This window comes from Parvimonas micra, from assembly GCF_021300775.1.
GTDB lineage: Bacteria > Bacillota > Clostridia > Tissierellales > Peptoniphilaceae > Parvimonas.
This window is the reverse complement of the sequence record NZ_JAJTJP010000002.1, coordinates 56,731-83,729: the sequence shown is the minus strand read 5'-3', so window position 1 is coordinate 83,729 and position 26,999 is coordinate 56,731. Positions and strand designations below refer to the sequence as shown.

Genomic DNA, 26,999 nt, shown 5'->3' with positions numbered 1-26,999 from the left:
TGTTTTTCTATTTTATATTTAATTCTATTGAAGACTTTGTGCAGCGGTAATTACTGCTAGTTTGTAAACATCTTCTTCGTTACATCCTCTTGAAAGATCTGATATTGGTTTGTTAAGTCCTTGTAGGATTGGTCCTATTGCTTCAAATCCTCCAAGTCTTTGTGCTATTTTATATCCGATATTTCCTGATTGTAAATCTGGGAAGATAAATACATTTGCATGTCCTGCAACATTTGAGCCTTTTGCCTTTTGTTCCCCAACTGATGGAACTATTGCTGCGTCAAATTGTAATTCTCCGTCTAATGCTAAATCTGGAGCTAATTCTTTAGCGATTTGTGTAGCATCAACAACTTTTTGAGATAATTCATGTTTTGCGGAGCCTTTTGTTGAGAAGCTTAGCATAGCAACTTTTGGATCTATTCCAAATATTTCAGCAGTTTTTGCTGTTTCAACAGCTATTTCTGCCAATTCCTTTGCTTCTAAAGTAATATTTATCGCTATGTCTGCAAAAACATATCTTTCGCCATTTTTACCTAGCATTACCATTGCCCCACTTGTTCTTGAAACATTTGGTTTAGTTTTTACGATTTGTAGTGCAGGTCTTACCGTATCTCCAGTTGAGTGTACAGCTCCACTTACCATTCCGTCAGCTTTTCCAACTTGTACCATCATTGTTCCATAGTAATTTACATCTTTTAAGAATGTTTCAGCTTCTTCTTTTGTATTTTTACCTTTTCTACGTTCTACAAATTTTTCAACTAATTCATCAAAATCTTCTGCTTTTAAAGGATCAATTATTTCTAAATCATCAATACTAACATTTAATTCCTTTGCAGTTTTTTTGATTTCTTCAACATTTCCCAAAACAATAGGAGTAACTAATCCATCTTTTTTTAATCTAACACAAGCTCCTAAAACTCTCTTGTCTTCACCTTCAGGAAATACAATTCTTTTATTTGTTCCTTTGATTTTTCCTGTTAATTCTTCAAAAATATTCATAATACCCCCTACATTATTAATTTAACTTGTTTATCACTAATTTTAAATTCAACTTCATCAACTCCAGACATATATTCTCCGTCAAAGTTAATTTCAATATTTTTTGAAATTATTTTAATTTTCTTTGCTTTGAAATACGATGTTATATCTTCTTTAACATGAGTTGCATTTATAATTGTTTTTATCTTTTTAATTATATCAAATTTTGATTTGTACTTAATTGCACAAATATCTAATAGTCCGTCTTTCATATCAGCAGATGGCAATATATTAATCTTACCGCCATATTTACTTCCGATTCCTACTGCGATTAAGAAATAGTCATCTTCATATTCAATATCATCAACTATAATTTTGTATCTCTTTCTTTTATGATGAATTAAAGCTAAAGCTATTCCAATTTTGTAGGCAAGACCACTTTTTATAATCTTTTTTACTTTTATAGCATATTCATTAACTTCAGCATCAAAGCCTACTGACGCAATATTGAAAAATGATTTATCCAAAAATGTTCCATAGTCAATTAATGTTGTATTTCCTTTTATAATCTTTTCCATACAGATTACAAAGTTAGTAGTTTCTCCGAGACTGTTAAAATAGTCATTTGCTGTACCAGCAGGAATTACACCAAGTTTTAAATTATTTCTTACAGCTACATCTCCTATTTCAGCGATTGTTCCATCTCCACCAACTGCGATTAATTCGTTAAAACCGTCTTTAACTGCATTTTCTGCGATTAAAATGGATTCTCCCTCTTTAGTAGAACATTTTATCTCATATTCAAAATTTAGGTTAACGCCTTTAAGATATTCTTCAATGCCTTCTTTATAGTCATATTTTTTAAATCCAGATGCATTAGGATTTAAAATGAACATTAATTTTCTCATTATTTTTCTAAAGCCATCCTTAGAGCTTCATATTCTTCTTTAGATAATTCTTGGTTTACGATACCAGCATTTACCTCTTTTGCATAAGTTATACAGCTTTCTCTACCATAAATAGTAGTTAGTAATAGGCCATTATTAAAACCGTCTAATATTGCTATTGTATAAGATAATTTATTTTTTAGGTCGTGAAAAGCATCATACTTTACAAAACCAATTTTTTGAAATGTAAAAGCAAACTTACTTTTTGTTGTTTTAATTTCTGATTCAAGTTCATTTACCTTTTTTTCCATCTCAAAAATATCTGTTGAATGAGCTTGTATAAGCTCTCCCATATTCAATTCTCCCCTACCTCTTAAAAGCATATCGTATTTTTTCTTTTGAAGACTTAGCTTTCTATTTATTTGACTGAATTGATAAGAGATAAATAATAAGACAAACAACACTAATATTAAAAATGTTCCTGAATGAGAATTTAAAAATTCAAATATTGCACTCACTATTTTTTATTCCTTTCTATTATATTTAATAAAGCTTCGACAGTTTTTTCTATTTCTTCTAATGTATTGTAATATCCAAAACTAAATCTAATAGCACCTAGTTCCTCAGTACCCATTGTCTTATGAGCAAGTGGCGCACAGTGAAAACCAGGTCTTGTATAAATATCAAACTCATCACTTAATATATAAGAAATTTCAGAGCTATCCATATCTTTTACATTTAAACTCACAACAGCACCTTGTCTGTCATCAAGAGTACCATAAAGAATTACATCTTCATTATCTTTTAAAAGTTCTATAAAATGATTCTTTAAACTCATTTCGTGATTTCTTATATTTTCAATGCCAACTTCATTAATAAAGTCTATTCCTTTACCTAAAGCTATAATACCAACACCATTAGGAGTACCACTTTCTAAACTGTCAGGATATATATCTGGTTGATCAATACTATGTGAATAACTACCAGTTCCTCCTTCTTTTAATGGCTTAACAATAATTCCTTCCTTTATATATAGAGCACCTGTTCCCATTGGGCCAAAAAGAGCTTTATGTCCTGGAAAAGCTAGTAAATCAATATTCATTTCTTGAACATCAATATCTAATACTCCAATTGATTGAGAAGCATCTACAAGATAAAGTATATTATTTTCCTTACAGAAATCCCCAATTGCCTTAATATCAACTATAGTTCCAAATACATTAGACATATGTGTTGTTACAATCATCTTAGTATTAGGAGTTAAGGCTTCAAAAATCTTTTGAGGATCTATATATCCCTTTTCATCAGCATATACAATACTTAATTCTATCTTACCATCTTTTCTTAATTGATTAAGTGGTCTTAAAACAGAATTATGTTCCATTGATGTAGTAATTACATGGTCTCCTTCTTCTAATACACCTTTAATTGCTAAATTTAAGCTATCAGTTGCATTAAAAGTAAATATTACATTAAGAACTTCAGTTCCATTTATTAATTTACATATCTTTTCTCTAGTTTCGTAAATCTCTAAATCCATTTTCATAGCAAGTTTATGTCCGCTACGTCCAGGATTACCAGCATAACCTAAATAACATTCCATTATTTTGTCTGTTACTACCTTAGGTTTAGGAAAAGTTGTTGCGCCATTATCTAGATATATCATATTAATTCTCCAAATTATAAATGTTCATTAAAGAATCTATTATTCTTTGTAAATCAGCTTCATTTAAGTAGCTAATCTCTATTTGTCCACCTTTTTTCTTTTCGTTAATCTTAACCTTAGCATCTAAAACTTCAGTTAATCTCTCACAAATATCCTTTATAAAGATATCTTCTGTCTTGTTTTTGCTTTGTTTTGCCTTTTTTTCAACATCTCTGATATTTACTTCTTTTACTAATAGCTTATCGAGATATTTATTTCTTTCTTCATCAGTTTCTAAAGAAAGTAATGTTCTTCCCTGACTTGGACTTAATTCTCCACGAATTAAATACTCTTTAATATGGTCAGATAGATTTAAAAGTCTAAGATTATTAGCAATATATGATCTACTCTTGCCTATTATATCAGAAAGTTCTTGTTGAGTAAGTTTATATTCTTCCATTAGAGTTTTAAGCGAAATAGCTTCTTCAATAGGATTTAAGTCCTCTCTTTGAATATTTTCAACTAATGCAAGTTCTCTCGCCTTTCTATCATTAACATTTTTAACAACAACTGGAACTTTTTCAAGTCCTGCAAGTTTTGATGCTCTAAATCTTCTTTCACCCGCAATAATTTCGTATCTATCATCAACCTTTCTAACAACAATTGGTTGAATTACTCCGTCTGCTTTAATGGAGTTAGCTAATTCCTTTAAACTATCATCATCAAAACTCTTTCTTGGTTGATCTTCCCTAGCCATTAGCTTATCTAAATCAACAGTTAATAAATTTTCATCAGTAATAAAGTCTTCATCTCTTAAAAGAGATCCTAGACCTCTGCCTAGACCTTTTTTCTTCATTATTTTCTCCTATTCTTTATTAATTCTTTAGCTAAAGATAAATAAGCAATAGCCCCTTTTGAATTCTTATCATAATATATTATACTTTCTCCAAAACTTGGTGCTTCTGCAAGTCTTATATTTCTAGGAATAACTGTATCAAATAGTTTATCCTTAAAATAATTTTCTGTTTCGTTCTTTACGTCCTCAGATAAATTATTTCTAGAATCATACATTGTTAGTAATACACCTTCTATTTCTAATTCTGGATTTAAACCCTTCCTTATTATATTAACTGTATTCATAAGTTGGCTAACACCCTCTAATGCATAGTATTCGCATTGTATTGGAATCAACACACTTTGTGATGATACCAGAGAATTTATACTAAGCACGCTTAATGATGGCGGACAGTCTATAATTATGAAATCATAATTCTCAGGAATTTTAGGTAATTCTTCCTTTAATAGATATTCTTTTTTATCTACATTTAAAAGTTCAATTTCTAAACCACACAAATCAGCATTAGCTGGAATTAAATCAACATTCTTTGATTTGGTATGAATAATTGTGTCATTTATTTCTTTCTCATGAGTTAAAACATCATAAATAGTTACTTCTGGATCTTCTACTCCTAAACCTGAAGTAGAATTACCTTGAGGATCCATATCTATAACCAATACCTTCTTTTTATTAAAACCCAAAGCAGAAGCAAGATTTACAACTGTTGTTGTTTTGCCTACGCCACCCTTCTGGTTAAACACAGAGATTACTCTCATTTCTTTCTTCTTTTTAAAAGCATCAAAAATCTTCATAATATTTCCTTTGTTTTTATATTTTTCTTCTATTTATATATAATATATATAATTATAACATAAAAACAGTTAAAATTTTTAAAAACATATAATTATTTATATTAATTATTTTTTAAATTAATTATATTTTTTGTTTTCGCATAAAATGTTTCACGTGAAACAATGCATGACTATAAATTTTATGTTTCACGTGAAACATAGCTTTAAAATATTTTTGTTTCACGTGAAACATTTATTAAAAAATTACATTTTGTAACCGGTTTGTAACTTTTTGTAATATTTTTGTAAACTTTTGTAATTTTTTTGTAACTTTTTGTTGACTTTTTTCAATAGGTAGTGTAAAATATGTCTATAAGTTAGGAGGTAGTTATGAAAATTAAAAAAGTTTTGACAACTTCTATGTTATGTGCATTAGTTTGTACTGCATTGCCAGTAGCAAGCACTTATGCCGATGAGACTGAAAAAGTAGAAGTAAAAATTCATAGTACAAATATTGAGGAAGTAAATAATTTTTTAGTTAGCAGTTCAACTCTAGTAGTAGAAACTCCTTCCGTTGTTGAATTAAAAAAATTATCAAATGATCAAGATATATATTCACTAGTAACAGAAGAAGATACATTAATGCCAGAATTAGAAGAAAATGCTTTCTATATTAAAGAATCTATAGATGCTAAACTTGCATTAGCTGATTCTGAGGGAGAAACTGTTAAACTTCAAAAAGGTTCAATCGTTAAAGTTGAAATGACAGGAGATAAGATGGCAACTGTCACAGTTGATGGTAAAGTTTTATCTGTTGATGTTGCATTATTAACTAAAGAAGTAGTTGAACCAGAAAAGACTGAAAAAGAAATTAAAGCAGAAGAAGAAAAGAAAGCCGCAGAAAAGAAAGCAGAAGAAGAAAGAGTAGCTGCTGAAAAGAAAGCTGCTGAAGAAAGAAAAGCTGCTGAAAAGAAAGCGGAAGAAGAAAGAGTAGCTGCTGAAAAGAAAGCTGCAGAACAAAAGAAAGCTGCTGCTGCAAAGAAAGTTACACTTTATGCAACAGAAAACTTAAATGTTAGATCTGACCAATCAGCAACATCATCTAAACTTGGTATCTTATCAAAAGGTGAAAAAGTTACTGGTATTGATAAAGGTGAATGGGTAGAATTTACATTTAATGGAAAGACTGGATATGTAATTAAATCATATCTTTCAGCAACTAAACCAGCTGCTGAACAACCAAAAGCTAACAATAATTCAGGAAATTCAACTCCTGCTAAGACCGAAAAACAATCATATAGTTCTGATATAGACAAAGTTGTTGAAGTAGCTTTAGCACAAGTTGGAAAACCATACATTTGGGCATCTGCTAATCCAAATATCGGATTTGACTGTTCAGGATTAACATATTATGCGTTCAAACAAGCTGGAATCAACTTAAATAGAACATCATATACTCAAATTAATAACGGTGTAAGTGTAGATTCAAAAGACTTAAGAAAAGGTGACTTAGTATTCTTTAACAATGGTGGAGGAAGAATCAGCCACGTTGGTATCTACATCGGAAACAACCAGTTCGTACACGCATCAAGCCCAGGAACAGGTGTTATCGTAAGTAAACTTTTCGGAAGTTATTTTGGAAACACTTATGTAGGAGCAAGAAGAATAATTAAATAGTTCATTAAAATTTAAGACGGTTATAATAACCGTCTTTTTTTATTTACCATAATTAACAATGTTTCATATAAAACATAGGGGATTGAAGCAAAAAAGAAGGCCTTTAGCCTTCTTTTACTTTTTATAATGGTTTTTTCTTTATTTGTCCCATATTTCTTGGGAAATTATCAGGAGTTTTTCCTGTCTTTTTAATTATTAAAATATTTCTTTCTGAAACTTCACCATTTTGTTCAATCTTGAAATTTACAACTTTTTCTAATTTACAATTTAATTTTTTTAGTGCATTTTTTGAATCTTCTACTTCTTCAAGATATGATGGGCCTTTCATTGCTAGAAATAATCCATTTACCTTTAAAAATGGAATTGTAAATTCTAGAAGTAAAGATAGGGAAGCTACTGCTCTTGAGCTAACTATATCAAAGCTTTCTCTAAAGCCTTCTTTTCTTCCGACTTCTTCTGCACGTCCATGAATTGCCTTTATATCTTTTAATTTCAAATCATCAATTACTATATTTAAAAACTTAATTCTTTTATTTAAACTATCTAGCATTGTAACTTTAAGATTTTCATTATATAGTTTAAGTGGAATAGCAGGGAAACCGGCACCAGTTCCAACATCTAATACAGTTTTATCATCATCAAAAAATCCCGTTTTTGTAAGTAATAGGCAATCTAAAAAATGTTTTGTATTCATAGCATCTTCATCAGTAATTGCTGTTAAATTTATTTTTTCATTCCATTCTAGGATTAATTTCCTGTAAATTTCAAACTTTTCTATAGCAATATCACTTAAATTGATACTTTCTTTTTGGGTTAAATTTTTTAAATTATCCATTTTTTCTCCTTTGAGTTTCAAGGTGGATTAGCAAAACATTTATATCTGCAGGGCTTACACCAGAAATTCTACTAGCTTGACCAACTGTTTCAGGTCTAAATTTTGAAAGTTTTTGTACTGCTTCAATTCTAAGACCGGATAGGGAATTATAGTCAATATTTTCAAGTTTCTTATTTTCAAGCTTTTTAAATGCTTCGATTTGTTGACTTTGTTTTTCTATATAACCTTCATATTTAATCATCGTTTGAACTTGTAATTTAATCTCTCTATCCAAAGGCTCACGAGTTTCATCTAAGTCTTTAAGCATTTCGTAGTCTAGCTCAGGTCTTTTGATTAAATCATAAAGACTAACTGCTGTTTTTAACTTCATACTACCTAGTTCTTCCAAAGCATTATTTGTATTTTCCTTTGGTGTTAGGATAGTGGACTTTAATCTTTCAATTTCATTTTCTATCAAAGTCTTTTTATTTAAACATTTTTCATAACGTTCTTTTGTTGCTAAACCTACATTATAGCTCTTTTCTGTAAGTCTTAAATCAGCATTATCTTGTCTTAGAGAAAGTCTATATTCAGTTCTTGAAGTCATCATTCTATAAGGTTCGTCAGTTCCTTTTGTAATTAAATCGTCAATTAAAACTCCAATATATGCATCACTTCTTGTAAGAACAAAAGGCTCTTTTCCTAAGATATTCATTGATGCATTTATACCTGCGATAATGCCTTGACTTCCAGCTTCTTCATATCCTGAGCTACCATTGATTTGACCTGCAAAGAATAGATTTTTAATATCCTTATGCTCTAAAGTTGCTCTTAAAATAGTTGGATCAATACAGTCATACTCAATACCATAAGCAGGACGCATGATTTTAACATTTTCAAGACCTAAAATACTCTTATACATTTCTTTTTGAACTTCAAGAGGTAGGGTAGAACTAACACCTTGAACATACATTTCCAAAGTATCTAAACCTTCCGGCTCAATAAAAACTTGATGCTCATCTTTTTCATTGAAACGAACAATTTTATCCTCGATAGAAGGGCAATATCTAGGACCTACACCATTTACAATTCCTGCATACATTGGACTTCTATGAAGATTTTTTTCAATTATTTGCTTTGTTTTCAAAGTTGTATAGGTTAAGAAACAGTCCTCCTTGTGATTTCCAATATCTTTACCTTCATTCATAAAAGAGAAAGGAATTATGTTATCATCACCCTTTTGAACTTCCATTTTTGAAAAATCAATGGAATCTCTATGAACTCTTGCAGGAGTTCCTGTCTTAAAACGTCTAAGAGGAATACCTAGATTTTTTAAGCTCTCACTTAAATAAGTTGAGCATTTCCAATTGTTAGGACCACTTTCATAACAATTTTCTCCCATTAAAATCATTGATTTAAGATAAGTTCCAGTACAGATTATTACTGCTTTTGCAGGGAATACTTCATTTGAAGTAGTCAAAACACCTGTTACAACATTGTTTTCAGTTAAAATTTCTTTAACTTCAGTTTGGATTAAATCTAAATTCTTTTCATTTTCTAAAACTTTTTTCATTTCAGTATGATACATCTTTTTATCAGCCTGAACACGTAAACTATGAACAGCAGGGCCTTTTGAAGTATTCAACATTCTTGATTGAATAAAAGTTTTATCAATATTTATCGCCATTTCACCACCAAGAGCATCAATCTCACGAACTAAATGGCCTTTACCAGTACCACCAATATTTGGATTACATGGCATATCTGCAACTGAATCCATACTGATAGTAAGAATTGCAGTTTTAAGTCCAAGTCTAGCGCTTGCAAGACCTGCTTCACAACCGGCATGACCTGCACCAATTACTACAACATCATATTTTTCATCTATAAAATTAGTCATTTTTTCTCCTTGTTAAAAATCTACACAAATATACATATTATATTTTACCACAAAATTATAAAAAATCCATAAAAAAAGAACTCTTTTGAGTTCTTTTTGAAATATATGGTAGAAAATTCATACTTTATGTATTGCAGATATATAAAAGAATATCTTTTTTATTTCTTTCAGAAATATTATTGTTTGTAAACAAACAATAATTGAGATCTTCAGAGCAATTGTATCTAACGATACAATTATCCCGTCAGACCTACTTTTGTTTACGAGTAAACAAAGTTAGGGCTAGATTGACTACGCTCAAGATGACGTGTTGGGAGCTTTTCTTTGCAAGGTATCGTGACGTGAAACATTTCAATTAATAAAATATATAAATAATAATTTTCTTATATTATTTATCATTTTCTACTAATTTAATAAATCTATCTTGAAGTTTGTTTACTGTTAACGTCTAGCTACTAAACGAGAGTACTTTACTTACACGTCATCTCGACCAGAGTTGAGCAGAGCGAGACGGAGCGGAGAGATCTCATACTTTTGCTATAGCAAAAGTAAATGTATCGCAGATACATAAATATATATTTATTTTTTATTTCTTTCAGAAATACTATTGCATTAGCAAAAGTAATGTATCTAATATGCATAAATCCAAACACTACTCTTTTATATCTATTCCATTTTCAACAAATTTATCCTTTAATTTTTTCTTCGCTATTTTATAATACTCCTTAACTGTATCTTCCTTTATTTTCATTCTTTCTGCAATTTCTTTATTCTTTAAATTCTCACAAAATTTATACTCTATAACCTCTTTTTGTTTTTGGGGGAGAGTGGACACAATTTCTCTTACCTTTTTAATCATTTCATTTGTTTCAATATCTTTTTGAATATCAGTATTTTCATCAGCAATTAATTCTAAAACTTCAATTGTTTCATCATCTTTTGTTTGATAAATTTTAGTATATGTTTTTTCGTTCTCCAATTTTCTTTTAAAAAATTTTTGCATATAAAAAAATTTTAGTTGATATTTTAAATAACATTCAAGTGAAACTTTTCCACCACCCTTATAGCTTTCTAAAAGTTCTAAAATTTTAACAACTCCGTCTTGATACGCATCTTCATAGCTTATGTAATTTGCGAAATACTTTTTTATACTCGATTTTATCAAAGGGCTAAAGTTTTTTATGATTTTCTCCTTATCGTACATCTTTCCTCCTGATATGACTAGACATGACGGTATTTTGCGTTGTTGGGTTAAGTTTTTTATTTAGTGATATCATTATACTACTTTTTTAACTTCAAGTCAATTAATAAGTTACATAAATTTATAAAATTTTTATATAGTATCTTTATAAGTTACCACTTGACTATACTTTAGAAATATATTATTATTAGTTATATTGAATAGCAAATAAGGAGACTATTATGAAAATTATAATTGGTAATGACCACTCAGCTGTTGAGATGAAAAATGAACTTGTAAAATTTTTAGAAGAAATGGGACATGAAGTTATAAATGTAGGAACAGATGAAACTACAAGTGTAGATTATCCAGTTTTTGGAAAAGCTGTTTGCAAAAAAGTTTTAGAAAATGAAAACTCTTTGGGAATAGCAATCTGTGGAACTGGAATCGGAATTTCAATAGCTTGTAATAAGGTTAAAGGAATTCGTGCTGGACTATGTAGCGAAAGTTTTTCTGCTAGAATGACAAGAAAACATAATAATGCAAATGTTCTTTGCTTAGGAGCAAGAGTTACTGGAATTGAACTTGCAAAAGATATTGTAAAAACTTTTATTGAAGAGGACTTTGAAGGCGGTCGTCATCAAAAAAGAATTGATATGTTGGAAGAAAATTAGGAGATTTTATGAAAATAGCTGTTATAGGTTGTGGAAGATGGGGCAGTTTCATAGCTTGGTACTTAGATAAGATAGGAAATGAAGTTTCTTTATATGGTAGAGAATCTTCAGAAAAAATGCAAAGTTTTTTAGAAAATAGAAAAAATACTTTTCTTGAACTTCCTAAGTCCATTACTTTAACAACTGATATAAATGATGTTTTTAATAAAGATTTAATAATTATTTCAGTTGGAACTCAAAGTTTAAGAGAATTACTAAATGAAAATAAAGAAAATTTTAAAAAGAAAAATATTCCAATCATACTTTGTATGAAGGGAATAGAAATAAAGACAGGCTTTACACCTACAAAAATAGTAAAAGACATACTAGGAGAAAGCTATTCTTGTGGTGCTTGGATTGGACCTGGACATGTTCAAGACTTTACAAATGGAATACCAAATTGTATGGTTATAGATTCTGATGATAGAGAATTAGTAAAAAGATTAGTTGATGCTTTTTCAAGTAATTTAATTAGATTTTACTATGGAACAGATCTTTTAGGAAATGAAATTGGAGCAGCTTCAAAAAATGTAATAGGAATTGCTGCTGGTATGCTTGACGGATTTAATTTAAGCTCATTAAAAGGAGCTTTGATGTCAAGAGGAACTAGAGAAATCGCAAGACTTATTGAGAAAATGGGGGGAGACAAAAGCTGTGCATACGGACTTTGTCATCTCGGAGATTATGAAGCAACAGTTTTTTCTGAATTTAGCAATAATAGAAAATTTGGAGAAAAATTCGTAAAAGGTGAAAAATTTGAAAAACTAGCAGAGGGTTATTATACAACAAAAGCATTAATGGACTTATCCGAAAAATACGATGTAGAATTACCAATCACAAATGCAGTTTACGAAATAACATATAATAAAAAAGATCCAAAAGAAATTTTGGACAATCTTTTCAAAAGAAGTATAAAAATGGAATTTTAAGGAGAGTCTATGTTACCTTTGATATTATTACCTTTATTTTTTTGCGTCTTTAATATATACAGAAGACTTACATGCTTAATAAAAGTAAAGTTTACAAAATACACATTCATATCTCTAATTTTTGCATTAGTATTTATGCTATTTGTAGCATATAGATATAAAAATGATATTGCAGGTTACCTTTTAGCACTTTCTTGGTGGCTTGCATTCTTTACAAGTATTATGAGTGCAGGAATAAGTGAAATGGGAATAGTTCATCCATGGCAATTGGTTGGAAAACTCTACAAATGGGATAGAATGAGAAGTTTCTCAATAGAAAATAAAGGAAATACCGTAATGGTAAATTTTAAAATCTTTAGAGATTTAAGACAAGAATACGACAAAAGCAATTTAGAACAAATCAAAAAAATTGCTAAAAAGAATAAATTGATAAAATAAAAAGGAGTGAAATTCACTCCTTTATTTTTTTCTTTAATTAGAATAAATGGAATAACATATATAGAAGGTGAGCTGCAACTCCGGCTGTTAATCCACCAATTGTGTGGCTGATTAATGCTTTTCCAGTTGCTTCTTTTGTTCCAAGTGCATCCATCATTGCGATATGAGTTGAGATATATCCACTCCAACACATACAAATTGCAGTAAATACTGCTATGTCATTTCCAGAAACTTTTCCAGCTGCTGCCATTTTTGCAACTGTTCCGATTGCTGCTCCTGTTGAGCCTAATGCTGTTATAGGTACTGCAATTGCTTCTGGTGAACTAAAACCAAATAATGGGCTAAGGATGAAAGATAATTTTCCACCTATCCAAGGAAGAACACCAACACCTTCGTTAGCTGCTCCTGTGTATCCATTTGCTCCAGGTCCATTTGTAAGAAGAATAACTAATGTACAAATGATTACAACACCTGGGATGATTGAAAGACCCATATCAACTCCAACTTTTCCTCCGTCAAGAATTGATTGAATAAATCTTGCTCCAGCACTTCCTTCTCTAACTTGTCTAGAATTTTCTGGAATTTCTACTTTGGATTTAACTTCAACATACTCAGTTGTTCCATACATTTTTTTAGTAGCAATCATCATAAGTCTAACAGATACTACACTACCTATTACAGCTCCTAAGTTACCAATTAAAGCACTTGTAACAGCGCCTTCTACATTAAGTCCCATCATAGAAGTTGTAGTAATAAGTCCCATACCAAAAGCAGTTCCTAAGTTTGTAAGAGCTGGCATTTGATATTTTTTGAAATAACGTCTAAAGTTATCATCATGTGCTAATGTTAAAATAGCTGGGTTATCAGATAGGTAGCAGTTAAGCATACCTAATGAAGATGCTCCTGGTAAGTCATAAATAGGATGCATAACTTTTGATAAAAGTTTGTTTACAAGTGCTATTACTCCGAATTCAGAGAATAAACCTGAAATTGCTCCAGCTAAAACGGCAATCGCCATCAAATAAAGACATACATTTATAAGTAGATCAAAACCTGTATTCATCATAGTTTTGATCATGTTTATTCCGCCCATTTTGCTACCAATTGATACAAAAAATGCTAAGAATAAACCGATACATAGGAAGTTTTCCAATCCAATATCTTTTTTGAATCTTCCAATATTCTTTTCTTCCAATTCAATATACCTCCGATCAATAATACTGAATTAATTCTATCATAAAAGGTATAAAAAAACAATGGAAAAAAACAGTTTTTTATAAGTTTATTAGTAAAAATAATTAAAAATATTTTTATCTATTATTTTTATTTCTTTCAGAAATATTATTGTTTGTAACCAAACAATAATTGAGATCTCTCCACTTCATTCGTTTCACTCATTTCGGTCGAGATGACGTGTTAGGAGCTTTTCTTTGCAAAGTATCGTGACATGAAACATTTTTATTAATAAAACAAACAAAAAAACGACTGAATTCAGTCGTTATGATAAAAATAATCCAAAACCTATTATTATAAGCAGTTTTGCTATTGAATAGGTAATTGTTAATAATATATTGAAAAATCTATTATTCTTTATAAATGCTACAAATAGGAAAAGTGAACTTGAAATTAAGAATAAATTGCTTCCGAAAATCAAATACCATACTCCAGCTTTGTATGTTGAAATTGCATTTAAGATTGCTAAGATACAAAGCAAAGCGTTTAAAAATGCAAAAGCATATAGGAAAATAATATCTCTTTTAAAGTATTCACTTGAATATTCATAGGATATGATTACTTCGAAAAACACTAATCCAAAATATACCACCATAATAAATAGGGCAAGCAAATAGTTTAAATTTGAAATTTTTATTAATGTTAAAAGTTTTATTACATAAAAGGCAATTCCTAATATAAATAGAGGTATTCCCATTAAAATATTCTTTTTATTTCTTTTTGTACATAAAACATCTCCAATCCAGAATGCAAGTATTGCTAAATACACGAAAATATTATGGTGTTTAAATCTTAAAAAATAGAACAATGCTAGTATTGGCATTAAAAATACATTGAAAAAACTTCTTTCTGGATCTTTTTTTTGTAAAATCATATATAAATTACCAACGGTAAATATTGCATAAATTAATAAAACTATGTACGAAAAAATATTGAGTAAATTGTTATTCATATTTCCTCCAAAATCTCTTAGTATCAATTATTTTAACATAAATTAGCGCTTCAAACAAGTTAAAGGATTAATAAAAATAGCCAAATCCCCCCCTTTTTTTAAGAAATTTTTATTATATAAGTGTAAGGCTTACAAAATATATAAAAAAAGGAGAAAAGATATGGCTAAAAAGTATTTAAAGGTTAGTTTTGACCTTGCTAACTCTAAAAAGAGAAGTGTAACTGTAAAAAATGTTCAAAGTGAATCAACTGATGAAAATTTAAAGAAATTAGGAGAATTCGTTGAAAAATTTATTGACGGTACAAGAAAAGAAACAATTAAAGTTGTAGAAACAACATTAGAATAGGAGGGAAAGTATGAAGAAATCATTAAGTATAACTCTATTATTAGAGGACGGAAAAAATATGGCATTTACAATTTCAAATATTAAAAATATTACAGCAGATGAAGCTTCTGATATAATTAAAACTTTTGATTATAAGTCAGTTTTAGCAAAAAACGACTTAAAAGTTACTGGAGTTAAAAAGGCTAATATTATTTCAACAAACTACGAAGAAGTAACAGTAATCTAGTGAAAAAAGACCTTTTGGTCTTTTTTTACTAAATATAAAATTAGGAGGAAATAATGGAAAATATAATTTCAAGTATCTCAAATGTAGGATTTCCTGTAGTTCTTTCCGTATTTTTATTACTTAGATTTGAAAAAAAGATTGACGAACTTACAAAGGCTATAAATGAATTGGTTGTTAAACTTAAATAGGAGATTTATGATAGATATTGAAAAAGCTATAAAGTGGTTTGAAAACAGAAAGGGAAAAGTTTCATATTCTATGGAAAATAGAAATGGTCCAAATAGTTATGATTGTTCATCTTCCATATACTATGCATTAATGTCATCAGGAGCAAAGAGCAACGGCTGGACGATTGACACTTTGCATGAACATTATTGGCTTACAAAGAACGGCTTTGAAAAGATAACTGATAATATTCCTTGGAATGCTAAAAGAGGAGATATTTTTATCTGGGGGAGAAAAGAGGGTGTACCCTCAAGTTATGGACATACAGGAATTTTTATTGATGAAAACAACATTATTCACTGTAATTATTCAGCTAATGGGATTTCTGTTGATAATCATGACAAATTATGGGTTTATGTAGGTAGGCCACATTATTTTGTGTATAGATTAAAAACATTACAAGATGAGGGAGAATATATGGAACTTTTAGATATAAAAAGCAAAGTTAATGGCTACTATTCAATAGATAGTTTGCCTTGGTTTTGCGAAGATAAAACTATGATTGGGACAACTCAAAATTATCAAGGACAAGAGGTAACTTTAACTCGAAAATGGGGAAGTTACTACTATGTAAAGGAATTAAAAGGTTGGGTCGATTATAGAGCTTTTATAAATGAAAAGGCAATAAAAGAAGTCGCCAAAGAAGTAATTCAAGGAAATTGGGGCAACGGAGAATTAAGAAGAGCAAAACTTGAAAATGCAGGATATAATTATTATGAAGTACAAAAAGAGGTTAATAGATTATTAAAAAGCAAATAGTTTTTATATTATAAAAAACAATTAATGGAAAGTTACCGTTAATTGTTTTTTTTTATTGTGAAATATATTGAGTTTAATTATTTTTAAGTCCTTTACAGGACTTATTATTATTTGCAAGCAAACAATAGTGTGAGATCTTCACAGTCGATTGTACTCAAATCAAAGATTTGAACAATCTTTGCGTCAGACCTACTTTTGTTTACAAGTAAACAAAGTTTGGACTAGATTGACTACGCTCGAGATGACGTGTTAGGGGTATTTAATTTCAAAGTTCTATGACGTGAGTTATTTCTTTATAATATACAATTTTTAAATTTTATTGAAGTTTATTTACTGTTAACGTCTGGCTATTGGACAAAGATATTCTATTTATACGTCATTTCGACCGTAACGGAACGAAGCGTAGCGAAGTAGAGTGTAGTGGAGAAATCTCATATTTTTGCTTTAGCAAAAGTAAAATGTATCGAAGATACATAATTTCTTTATTTCTTTCAGAAATATTATTGTTTGCAAGCAAACAATAATTGAGATCTCTCCATTCCGCTTACGCTACAGTCGAGATGACGTATAAGGAAAGTTCTCTCGTTTAGTAGCAAGACGTTAAAAGTAAATAAACTTCGAAAATAATTTTAAATTAGTAGAAAACAAAAAAAATATAAGAAAAATTTTATTATATATTTTATTAATTGAAATATCTTACGTCACGATACTTTGCAAAGAAAAGCTCCCAACACGTCATCTTGAGCGAAGTGTAACGAAGTCGAAAGATCTCATACTTTTGCTTGTAAACAAGCAAAAGTAAATGTATCGAAGATACATACAACAAAAACTTCATTTGCAAAAAGAACTTAAAGAATTTTCGTACTTTCGTACTTTCGTACTATTAATATATAATTACATAATTTTTATATAAGTCCTTTACAGGACTCACTATTATTTTCAAAGCACTATGATGTGAAGCATTTTGTTTTTCATTGTATCCATAATTTAAAATAGGAGAAATGGTTAAGTTTTTTGTGAAACAACAAAAAATACTTTTACTTTTTTGTTAATTTGAGTTATAATGTATTTGTAGTTAATAATAATTATTATTTAGAAAGAGAGGTTTGTTATGTGTACTACAATTCTTATAGGTAAAAAAGCAAGTTATGACGGTTCAACTTTGGTTGCTCGTATTGAAGATTCTTCAGCGGGAATGTTTAAATCAAAAAAATTTATAGTTGTTGAGCCTAAAGATCAACCAATTCATTATAAATCCGTTCGTACAGATTGTGAAATAGAATTGCCTAAAAATCCTATGCGTTATACTTGTCTGCCAAATGTAAATAAATGGCGTGGAGTTTGGGGAGCTTGTGGTGTTAATGAAAAAAATGTTTCAATGACTGCAACAGAAACTATTACTACTAATGAAAGAGTTTTGGGAGCAGATCCTTTAGTAGAGTTTGAACCGGACATTATAAAAAAAGGTGGAATAGGGGAAGAAGATTTTGTTGTAATTACTCTTCCTTATATAAATAGTGCTAAAGAAGGTGTTGAAAGACTTGGTGCATTAATAGAGAAATATGGGACTTATGAAAGTAACGGAATTGCTTTTCAAGATGTTGATTCTATTTGGTGGTTTGAAACAATTGGCGGTCATCACTGGATAGCAAGAAGAGTTCCTGACGAGGTTTATGTTGTAATGCCAAATCAATTCGGACTTGATCATTTTGATTTTGAAGATGCTTATGGAGCAAAAGAAGAATTTATGTGTTCATCAGATTTAAAAGAATTTGTAGAAGAAAATTTCCTTGATTTATCTCTTGGTAAATTGATTGACGAATTTGACGAAGATTATGATGAGGATTATGAAGAACTTTTTAATCCGAGAGTTGCTTTTGGAAGTCATTCAGATGCGGATCATACTTACAATACACCTCGTGCTTGGGTAATGCTAAGATATTTTAATCCAAACACTTTCGATTGGGATGGTGAAAATGCTGAATTTAAGCCACATAGTGATAATCTTCCTTGGTGTATGATTCCTGAAAAGAAGATTACAATAGAAGATGTTAAATATATTATGTCTAATCACTATCAAGGAACTCCTTATGATCCATATCTAAAGAGTGGAGATTTTTCACAAAAGGGTAAATTTAGACCTATAGGAATAAATCGTAATGATGTTTTGGCTTTAGTTCAAATAAGACCTTATATGCCTGAAGAAATTAGAAGTATTGAGTGGTTATCTTTCGGTTCAAATGTATTTAATGCAATAGTTCCATATTATGCAAATATTACAAAAACACCTGAATATTTGGAAAATACAACTCTTACTCCTTCAACAGATAATTTCTATTGGATAAATCGTATTATCGGAGCACTTTGCGATGCACATTATCCATCAACTGCTTCTCATGTTGAAAGATATCAAAATGCAGTTCAATCAAAATGTCGTACATTCTTGAATAAATATGATAAAGAATTTTTGAAAAACAAATCAAAGATAAAGAATGTTCACGAATTTTTAGAAAAAGCAAATGATGAGATAACAGATTTTGTAAAAGACCAAACAAATGATTTACTTGATAAGACACTTTTCACAGCAAGTTGTGAAATGAAAAATGGATTTTCAAGATCAGATGCTTAAAAGACTTTAAAATTATTAAATCGCCGTCAGAAATGACGGCTTTTTTATGTTGAGATATATGTCCTTTTAATTAGTTGTTAAAATTTTTACTTAAATTAAAAAATATGGTAAAATATGTAGAGGCAAAACATACGAAGGAGAAGAAATGAGTATTTTAACTGTAAAAAATTTGAGCCATAGTTTTGGTGGTCGTCAAATACTTAAAGATGTAAATTTTAGACTTTTAAAAGGTGAACATATAGGACTTGTTGGTCCAAATGGAGAAGGAAAGAGTACCTTTTTAAATTTAGTTACTGGTAAACTTGAAGCTGAAGAGGGAACTATTGAATGGGCAAAACGTGTTAGAATAGGGTATCTTGATCAACATGCTGTAATTGGTAAGGAAATGACTGTTCGTGACGTTTTAAAGTCAGCTTTTTCATATCTTTTTGATATTGAAGCTGAATTAAATGATGTATATATGAAAATGGGAGAATTAAGTGGACAAGAGCTTGATGATATAATGCTTGATGCAGCTGAACTTCAAGAACTTCTTGAAACTCACGATTTTTATATGATTGATTCAAAGATTGATGAAATTTCTCATAATATGGGAATAAAAGATTGGCTTGATAGACCTGCTTTTGACCTTTCAGGTGGACAACGTTCAAAGATTTTACTTGCAAAATTGCTTTTAGAAAAGCCAGATATTTTGCTTCTTGACGAGCCTACAAACTATTTAGACGAAGAACATATTAATTGGCTTAGAAGATATCTACAAAATTATGAAAATGCATTTATTTTAATCTCTCATGATATTTCGTTTTTAAATTCTGTAATTAACTTGATTTATCATGTTGAAAATTGTGAAGTTAATAGATATGTTGGAGATTATGATGAGTTTTTAAGACTTAAAGAGTTAAAACAAAGACAAATTGAAGCAGCCTATAAGAAACAACAACAAGAAATTCAAGAGCTTGAAGACTTCGTTCAAAGAAATAAGGCGAGAGTTGCTACAAGAAATATGGCTATGTCAAGACAGAAAAAACTTGATAAGATGGAAAAGATTGAGCTTGTAAGAGAAAAACCAAAGCCAGAATTCTATTTTGAAACCGCACCTTCTACAAGCAGATTGATTTTTGAAACTGAGAATTTAGTAATTGGTTATGATAAACCAATTAGTAAACCGTTAAATCTTCGTATGGAAAGAGGAGATAGAATTGCGATTGTTGGAGCAAATGGTTTAGGTAAGACAACTCTAATTAATACAATTCTTGGGAATATTAAAGCTATTTCAGGTTCTGTTTCTTTTGGACAGAATTTAGCAATAGGTTATTTTAAACAAGAAGAGCATTATGATAACAATAATACTCCAATTGATGAAATGTGGGAAAAATTCCCAAGTTGGGAACAATTTAAAATTCGTGCTGCCCTTGCAAAATGTTCGCTTACAACAGTGCATATTGAATCACAAATGAAGGTTTTAAGTGGTGGAGAACAAGCAAAGGTAAGACTTTGTAAGATTTTAAATGAAAAGACAAATATTTTAATGCTTGACGAACCTACAAACCATCTTGATCCAGAATCAAAAGAGGAATTAAAAAGAGCATTAAGAGAATATAAGGGTGGAATATTTTTAATATCACACGAAAAGGACTTTTATACAGATATAGCGACAGAAATTTGGAATATGGAAGACTTTTCACTATTATAAGAAATTTAAAGGCGAGTAATCGCCTTTTTTTATATATCATAGAAAACAAAATTATTCACGTCACGATACTTTTCAAAGAAATACTCCTAACACGTCATCTTGAGCGAAACGTAGTGTAGTCGAAAGATCTCAACTATTGCTGGTAAGCAATAGTATTTCTGAAAGAAATAAAGAAATTATGTATCTACGATACATTTACTTTTGCTAAAGCAAAAGTATGAGATCTCTCCGTTTCGTTTCGCTTTGCTCAACTTCAGTCGAGATGACGTTTAAGTAAGTAGCTTCGTTTGATAGCTAGACGTTAAAGGTAAATAAACATCAAAATAGATTTATTAAATAAGTAGAAAATAAAAAAATAATATAAGAAAAATTTTTTCAGAGCAAAGATAAAGTATAATTTTTGTCTTTGCTTTTTTTATTTTTGTTTTTATTGTAAAACAACAAGGTTCTAGGGCACATATCCGATGCAAAGCATCGTAGAAGAGTGATTTCTCCCTTTTAACTTTAAAATTATTTGACATATATTTTTACGTTAAAATATGAAAAACTATTGATTTTTTAGCTAAAAAATAATATAATTTAAGTTGGGAATTTTTGATTATTTAATAAATTACATAAAGTTTTTAGAGTTTAAAGTCAGTTATATTAAATAATAAGTATTTAAGGAGAGTATATGAGTAATAATGATATAGATCAAATTAGCATAAAAAGAAAAGCTAATACCAAGAAAAAAAAGAAAAGCAATTTGCCTTTTATTTTAATTTTTTTACTTGGTTTTGCTGTACTTATGTATCCTATAATTACAAGGTGGTATTATAGGGTTGAATCAAAAAATGTTATAGCTACTTTTGATAGTGAAAAGGAAAAGTTATCAAAAGAAGAAGTTAAGAGAAGAATGGAACTTGCAAAGGCATACAATAGTAGCTTACACAATGAGGTAACAGAAGATCCTTATTCTGATGAGAAAAAACAAGAGGGTAGAGCTGAATATGCAAGAATGATAGAAATTCATGAATATATTGGACACGTTCAAATTCCAGCGATTGACGTTGATATACCAATCTATGCTGGAACATCTGAAGATGTTCTTCAAAAAGGAGCAGGTCACTTGGAAGGTACATCACTTCCTATCGGTGGGCTTGATACTCACACTGTAATTACTGCTCATAGTGGACTTCCTACTGCGACATTATTTACACATCTTTCAAAATTACAAATTGGAGATAAATTTTATATTCATAACTTTGCTGAAACATTGGCTTATCAAGTAGATCAAATTAAAGTAATTGAACCATCTGAGTTTAATGATTTGCTTGTAGTAAAGGGCAAAGATTATGCAACTTTATTAACTTGTACACCATATATGATTAATACTCATAGACTTTTGGTTAGAGGACATAGAGTAGAGTATGTAAAAGACCTTATTGATAAAGAATTATTAGAAGGTAAAAAGAATATTTGGTATATGTATTTATTCTACATTGTTTTATTCTTGCTTGTAGTTTTAATTATTTCAACTTTATATTATATTAGAAAGAGAAGAAAAATTAGTAAAAAGTTGAAAAATGCAAATGTAGACAATATTAAATAGAGGTTTTTATGCAAAATAATGAAAATATAATTGATGATATTAAAGTAAAAAAGAAAAGTAAAAAAGGCAATAGCAGAAAAAGCAATATTTTACTTATGTTCATTTTCTTTATTGGATTTAGTATTCTGATGTATCCTTTTATTACTCAATGGTATTATAGAGTTGAGAGTGGAAAGAAAATTGAAAAATTCGAGGATGAAATCAAAAGATTATCTCCTGAAGAAATTGAAGAGAGAATTAATCTTGCAAAAGCCTATAACTCTACTCTTGATGCTTCAAAATTATCCGACCCTTATTCAAATGAAGAAAAGGAGAAAGGAATTGCAGAGTATGCGAGAATGTTACAAATTGGAGAGCTTATAGGACATATTGAGATACCAAAAATTGACGAGAATTTACCGATTTATGCGGGAACATCTGAAGATATTTTACAAAAAGGAGCAGGCCACTTGGAAGGGTCATCTCTACCTGTTGGTGGTATAAGCACACATGCTGTAATCACTGCGCATAGAGGATTACCAACAGCAGCACTTTTTACAAAACTTGATAAATTGGAAAAGGGAGATATTTTCTTCGTTCATAATATTCAAACTGTTTTAGCTTATGAAGTTGATCAGATTTTAGTTGTTGAACCGACAGATTTTGCTCCAATTTTGGTACAACCAGGAGAAGATTATGTTACTCTACTTACTTGTACACCATATATGATTAACTCACATAGACTTTTGGTAAGAGGACATAGAGTAGAATATACACCTCTTGAAAAATCAAGAACTGTAAGCAAGAGAAGATCATTCTTTAGAAAATATTTCTATTGGCTTTTACTATTCTTCTTACTTGTTTTGATTATTTTCCTTTACAATTTCAAAAAATATTTAGATGTTAGAAAAAAATTACAAAATTTAAATTAGAAAGGGAGTAGAATTGATGAAAAATAGAAAATTAAGACTAATTGGATACTTATTTATGCTTATTGGAATCTCACTTCCTTTATACACTTTTACAAATCTTGTATATAATGACTATAAATCAAAATCAATGTATGAAGATTTTAAAAAGAGTCAATCAAATATTAGTGAAGAAGAGCTTAATAAATTAGAAGAGGAAATTAAAAATTATAATAAAAATTTAAAAAATACAACAATTGTTGACCCTTTTAGCAATAATGAATATAAAACTGTTTATGAATTTAAAAAAGATGATCCTCATGGAGTATTTGCATATATTAGAATTCCAGCTATAAATGTATATAAGCCGATTAGATTGGATGCTTCTTATGAACATTTAGATAAGGGTGTAGCTCATATTGACGGAACTGCACTACCAACAGGTGGAGTAGGAAATAGAAGTGTAATAGCTGGACATAGAGGTTGGTATAAGGATGTAATGTTTTTAAATCTAGGAGATTTGAAAAAAGGTGATAAAGTATATATCGAAAGAGCAGGAAAAACTTTAACTTATGTAGTTTCTGATACTGAAATTATTAAACCTTACGAAGGTGAAAAGTTATTTCCAATAGCTAATCGTGACATGCTTACATTACTTACTTGTGACCCTGCAACGCCACCAAGTCCATATAGATTACTTGTAAATTGTGATAGACTTGAAGAAAAAACGGAAAAAACAAACACAAGTGAAACAAAAGAAGAAGTAAATAAAAATGTAAAACAAATATCTATGTTTATCTACGGTGGAACAGGATTATTGTGGATTGTATTTTTATTTACAGGATATAAATTCATAAGATTTATAAGCAAAAAGAATTAAAAAATATAAAAAGAAAGACCTTGAAATTTGAAATCAAGGTCTTTTTAATTTATTTTTTACATTGCTCTTTTCTTTTTAAGAATATAAACTGAACCTGCACAAAGCATTACGAAAAGTCCTGATAGTACAAATGGTACTACACCAGTTCCACCAGTATGTGGATAAACTGTCTTATCATTTTTGATATCATGCTTAATTGTGTCAATTGCACCGTCATTATCTTGATATAAAATAATGTTCTTTTGAGTTTCTACACTTCCTTTTACTTCTTTTACCAAAGTAATCGTTCTGTTTTCAGCATCAATTCTTATATGATACTCAACATTTGACTTTTGATATCCCATTGGAGCAGTTTTTTCGGTTAAAACATAGTCACCAGTAGGGAAGTCTTCTGGAATTTCAAACTTAAAGCCATCATTTGTACTCTTTGTTAAGTCAAAAGATAAAGTTTTATCTTTTGGTCCTTTTAATTGCAATTCCAAAATTCCTTGTTTAATCAATTCACCATTTGTACCAATCTTTCTAAACATAAAGTACATTTGTGGATACTTTATATTCTCAATATTATAGAAAGTATCATCAGAATTGTAAACAGTATTTTCATACTTTACTTTCCCTTCAGATGTTATTTCAAAAGTTCTTACAAAATTTTTTGGAGTACGATAGCCTTTAGGAGCTTTTATTTCCTTTATAGCATATTTTCCAACTTCAAGATTATCAAATTTGAATTTTCCGTCAGCTCCAGATTTAACAACAACATTTTTACCGTTTTTTTGTACTGGTAAATATCTTTCGGTAATATCTTGTTTATATAGTTCAAATTCTACATCTGGTAGTGCAATTTTTTGTTCATTTTCAGTTTTGTATTTGAAAAATTCTATTTCAATATTTTTAGTATTTGTTATTTTAACATCTCCACTTTCGGCTTTTACGAAGTTTTTATTGTTTGAATATTCAATCTTGCTTTCGAAACCCTCAAGTGCAACTTCTTTTACAGTATATTCAAAATGATAACCTAAATTATCAAATGGAATTAACTTTTCAAAAGTTCCAGTCCAATTACCAGCTTTATTTAAAGTTTTTTCTGCAATTTCCTTTTCTCCATCAGCTGCTGCTACATTTGGATTTGTAGACTTTCTAATAAGTTTAACTTTGATTTCCTTTTTCATACTATCTGGTAAATCTTTTCCATTCTTGTATTTCCAAAGCTTTTGAACATTTACGTCAATAGAATGTGCCTTTACAGACGGAACAGGAAAATCTCTCTTCGTATCTGGATTTGAATTATTTGGAGTTAAAGTAGTAGGTCCATTAGTAGGATAGAAGAAATCACCTTTATATTGAGGATCTTCTGTTCTTAAATTAACCTTATATCTTAAATTAACCCATTCATCTTTACCTAAAGTTAATCCTGTAATAGAGATTTTTCTAGTCGTATTGTCATACCTAACTTCTACACCATTTAATAAAGAAGGATTTGAAGCTGTAAGTTTGTAGAATTTATTTCCATCTAAATTAGCATTCAAATTCAAATCAACCATATCACCCATTGGGTCACTTACAGAACCATTTACAACAGTTTTACGAATATCTTTTTCGATTTGTGCAAGTATATCGCTTAATTGATTGATACTAGCAGAGTCATAATAATGTCTTGGAGAAGTTGAAATACTTCTCATAAGTTTTAATATATCATTTCTTGGAATAGTACCTTCTGGATAGTAAGTACCATATCCTCTGTTACGGTCATCATAAGATGTATCAGTTAATTCTATACCAACAGTATAAACTGAGTATTTTTTAAGAATTTCTTTTGCTTCATAGTAAGTAGCTACACCATGATTTTCAACATGTAGTTGTCCTCCTGTTTGAGCATTATTTACATCATAAGGTCTATGTCTATCCTGATAATTATAGTAATATCCATTACTAGCCCGATATCCATCTTTTAAAAAGAATGTATGTCCAGAACCTTTTTTAGCAGCTATTGAATAATCAAAATTTGCTTTTCCACTTTGATCAATAGAGCTAATTTTATTTGAAACAGTTGGAACTCCATCTGTTAAATGCACTATAATTTTTTGTTTAGCAGTACTTGTACTTAAAATATCTGCTGCTTCTTTAAGAGCTGCTTGAGTAAATGTAGCTCCTATAGAAGAATAATAAAAATTATAAGGATTTGTATAATTATATTCTTCAGGAACTTTAGAAGGAATTTTATTAATAATATCTTGTGGATTTGTAGTAAAAGTCTTATAACTACGGTCTAACATATTTCCTTTATAATAAAACTCATCAACAAATCTTCCGTCAAAAACATCTGAACCATATGTTACCAATGCTACTCTTACTTTTCCATTACCATCTCTTAGAACATTTTTTACAAATGTAGTTAATGTATTTTTTGCAATAGTAACACGATTATTTTCTCTCATTGAGTTAGAGTTATCAAGAACAACAACAATATCCTTAGTAAGTTCTTCTTCAGAGGTTTTACCTTCGACTCTTAAGTCGATGTAAAATTCTCCATCTTTATCTCCTCTACTCGCTTTCTTAGAGACGATTGCCTCTTTGTAATCTATTGGTTGATTTTTATAATTTCTAATTAACCCGTCAATTTCTGTGAAATCAGTAGGGAATACACCCTCTTGATTTTGAGTATAACCTATGTCTGCTTTAACAAATGTTGGTATGAAGAATTGACATAAAATAGTAAATAATAAAAAGCAACTAATAAAATTTTTCTTCAATTTCATAATGTTACCTTCCTTAAAAATAAATAAATATA

25 protein-coding genes are annotated in these 26,999 nt (G+C 29.5%); 13 read left to right on the top strand and 12 right to left on the bottom strand.

What is annotated here, in order from left to right:
- Positions 1-24 precede the first annotated feature (24 nt).
- From pta to LW893_RS03590, 6 genes are read right to left on the bottom strand one after another with little or no spacing between them, the layout of a single operon-like run.
- Entirely contained in the window at positions 25-999 is a 975-nt protein-coding gene (gene pta, locus LW893_RS03615) for a phosphate acetyltransferase (RefSeq protein WP_233055865.1), read from the bottom strand.
- 8 nt (positions 1,000-1,007) lie between these two features.
- On the bottom strand, positions 1,008-1,886 hold the full coding sequence (locus LW893_RS03610) for a diacylglycerol/lipid kinase family protein (RefSeq protein WP_233055864.1): 879 nt from the start codon (positions 1,884-1,886) through the stop codon (positions 1,008-1,010).
- Positions 1,886-2,329, bottom strand: a complete 444-nt coding sequence (locus LW893_RS03605) for a DUF4446 family protein (protein WP_233056244.1) — start codon at positions 2,327-2,329, stop codon at positions 1,886-1,888. Before LW893_RS03605 ends, LW893_RS03610 begins: the two co-directional genes overlap by 1 nt.
- Positions 2,330-2,382: 53 nt before the next feature.
- On the bottom strand, positions 2,383-3,531 hold the full coding sequence (locus LW893_RS03600) for an aminotransferase class V-fold PLP-dependent enzyme (protein WP_233055863.1): 1,149 nt from the start codon (positions 3,529-3,531) through the stop codon (positions 2,383-2,385).
- A 1-nt stretch (position 3,532) separates the two neighbouring features.
- Entirely contained in the window at positions 3,533-4,366 is an 834-nt protein-coding gene (locus LW893_RS03595) for a ParB/RepB/Spo0J family partition protein (protein WP_233055862.1), read from the bottom strand.
- Positions 4,366-5,160, bottom strand: a complete 795-nt coding sequence (locus LW893_RS03590; protein WP_233055861.1) for a ParA family protein — start codon at positions 5,158-5,160, stop codon at positions 4,366-4,368. The genes LW893_RS03595 and LW893_RS03590 overlap by 1 nt, the downstream gene beginning before the upstream one ends.
- 369 nt (positions 5,161-5,529) lie before the next feature.
- On the opposite strand from LW893_RS03590, the gene LW893_RS03585 reads away from it, so the two are divergent.
- Positions 5,530-6,816 (top strand): SH3 domain-containing C40 family peptidase, encoded by a 1,287-nt coding sequence (locus LW893_RS03585; protein WP_233055860.1) that lies wholly within the window; start codon positions 5,530-5,532, stop codon positions 6,814-6,816.
- 121 nt (positions 6,817-6,937) lie between these two features.
- On the opposite strand, the gene rsmG is transcribed toward LW893_RS03585, so the two are convergent.
- The 3 genes from rsmG to LW893_RS03570 form a co-directional block, all read right to left on the bottom strand.
- The gene (gene rsmG, locus LW893_RS03580) at positions 6,938-7,651 is read right to left on the bottom strand and encodes a 16S rRNA (guanine(527)-N(7))-methyltransferase RsmG (RefSeq protein ID WP_233055859.1); all 714 of its coding nucleotides are present in this window, start codon (positions 7,649-7,651) and stop codon (positions 6,938-6,940) included.
- Entirely contained in the window at positions 7,644-9,530 is a 1,887-nt protein-coding gene (mnmG, locus tag LW893_RS03575) for a tRNA uridine-5-carboxymethylaminomethyl(34) synthesis enzyme MnmG (protein ID WP_233055858.1), read from the bottom strand. The genes rsmG and mnmG overlap by 8 nt, the downstream gene beginning before the upstream one ends.
- 652 nt (positions 9,531-10,182) lie before the next feature.
- The gene (locus LW893_RS03570) at positions 10,183-10,734 is read right to left on the bottom strand and encodes a sigma-70 family RNA polymerase sigma factor (RefSeq protein WP_233055857.1); all 552 of its coding nucleotides are present in this window, start codon (positions 10,732-10,734) and stop codon (positions 10,183-10,185) included.
- Positions 10,735-10,952: 218 nt separating this feature from the next.
- On the opposite strand from LW893_RS03570, the gene rpiB reads away from it, so the two are divergent.
- From rpiB to LW893_RS03555, 3 genes are read left to right on the top strand one after another with little or no spacing between them, the layout of a single operon-like run.
- Positions 10,953-11,384, top strand: a complete 432-nt coding sequence (gene rpiB / locus LW893_RS03565) for a ribose 5-phosphate isomerase B (protein ID WP_233055856.1) — start codon at positions 10,953-10,955, stop codon at positions 11,382-11,384.
- Positions 11,385-11,392: 8 nt separating this feature from the next.
- A complete protein-coding gene (locus LW893_RS03560; RefSeq protein ID WP_233055855.1) occupies positions 11,393-12,352 on the top strand; it encodes an NAD(P)H-dependent glycerol-3-phosphate dehydrogenase in 960 nt (319 codons plus the stop codon).
- 9 nt (positions 12,353-12,361) lie between these two features.
- Entirely contained in the window at positions 12,362-12,790 is a 429-nt protein-coding gene (locus tag LW893_RS03555; protein ID WP_233055854.1) for a hypothetical protein, read from the top strand.
- Between the two features lie 37 nt (positions 12,791-12,827).
- On the opposite strand, the gene LW893_RS03550 is transcribed toward LW893_RS03555, so the two are convergent.
- Positions 12,828-13,985: a hypothetical protein gene (locus tag LW893_RS03550; RefSeq protein WP_233055853.1), complete on the bottom strand. Its 1,158-nt coding sequence runs from the start codon at positions 13,983-13,985 to the stop codon at positions 12,828-12,830.
- Positions 13,986-14,288: 303 nt separating this feature from the next.
- On the bottom strand, positions 14,289-14,975 hold the full coding sequence (locus tag LW893_RS03545; RefSeq protein WP_233055852.1) for a lysoplasmalogenase family protein: 687 nt from the start codon (positions 14,973-14,975) through the stop codon (positions 14,289-14,291).
- Between the two features lie 160 nt (positions 14,976-15,135).
- On the opposite strand from LW893_RS03545, the gene LW893_RS03540 reads away from it, so the two are divergent.
- The 9 genes from LW893_RS03540 (at position 15,136) to LW893_RS03500 (ending at position 24,211) form a co-directional block, all read left to right on the top strand.
- Positions 15,136-15,321, top strand: coding sequence for a hypothetical protein (locus LW893_RS03540; protein WP_233055851.1), 186 nt, complete (start codon positions 15,136-15,138; stop codon positions 15,319-15,321).
- A 10-nt stretch (positions 15,322-15,331) separates the two neighbouring features.
- Positions 15,332-15,547, top strand: coding sequence for a hypothetical protein (locus tag LW893_RS03535; RefSeq protein WP_233055850.1), 216 nt, complete (start codon positions 15,332-15,334; stop codon positions 15,545-15,547).
- A gap of 53 nt (positions 15,548-15,600) precedes the next feature.
- On the top strand, positions 15,601-15,735 hold the full coding sequence (locus LW893_RS03530; RefSeq protein WP_004832412.1) for a YvrJ family protein: 135 nt from the start codon (positions 15,601-15,603) through the stop codon (positions 15,733-15,735).
- A gap of 7 nt (positions 15,736-15,742) precedes the next feature.
- Positions 15,743-16,531, top strand: coding sequence for a peptidoglycan amidohydrolase family protein (locus LW893_RS03525; RefSeq protein WP_233055849.1), 789 nt, complete (start codon positions 15,743-15,745; stop codon positions 16,529-16,531).
- Positions 16,532-17,642: 1,111 nt separating this feature from the next.
- Positions 17,643-19,160 (top strand): C69 family dipeptidase, encoded by a 1,518-nt coding sequence (locus tag LW893_RS03520; RefSeq protein ID WP_233055848.1) that lies wholly within the window; start codon positions 17,643-17,645, stop codon positions 19,158-19,160.
- A gap of 145 nt (positions 19,161-19,305) precedes the next feature.
- Positions 19,306-20,853 (top strand): ABC-F family ATP-binding cassette domain-containing protein, encoded by a 1,548-nt coding sequence (locus tag LW893_RS03515; protein ID WP_233055847.1) that lies wholly within the window; start codon positions 19,306-19,308, stop codon positions 20,851-20,853.
- A 673-nt stretch (positions 20,854-21,526) separates the two neighbouring features.
- The gene (locus tag LW893_RS03510; RefSeq protein WP_233055846.1) at positions 21,527-22,444 is read left to right on the top strand and encodes a class C sortase; all 918 of its coding nucleotides are present in this window, start codon (positions 21,527-21,529) and stop codon (positions 22,442-22,444) included.
- Between the two features lie 8 nt (positions 22,445-22,452).
- On the top strand, positions 22,453-23,355 hold the full coding sequence (locus tag LW893_RS03505; protein WP_420094854.1) for a class C sortase: 903 nt from the start codon (positions 22,453-22,455) through the stop codon (positions 23,353-23,355).
- A gap of 16 nt (positions 23,356-23,371) precedes the next feature.
- A complete protein-coding gene (locus tag LW893_RS03500; RefSeq protein WP_233055845.1) occupies positions 23,372-24,211 on the top strand; it encodes a class C sortase in 840 nt (279 codons plus the stop codon).
- A 56-nt stretch (positions 24,212-24,267) separates the two neighbouring features.
- On the opposite strand, the gene LW893_RS03495 is transcribed toward LW893_RS03500, so the two are convergent.
- Positions 24,268-26,967, bottom strand: coding sequence for a SpaA isopeptide-forming pilin-related protein (locus LW893_RS03495; RefSeq protein ID WP_233055844.1), 2,700 nt, complete (start codon positions 26,965-26,967; stop codon positions 24,268-24,270).
- Between the last annotated feature and the right edge of the window lie 32 nt (positions 26,968-26,999).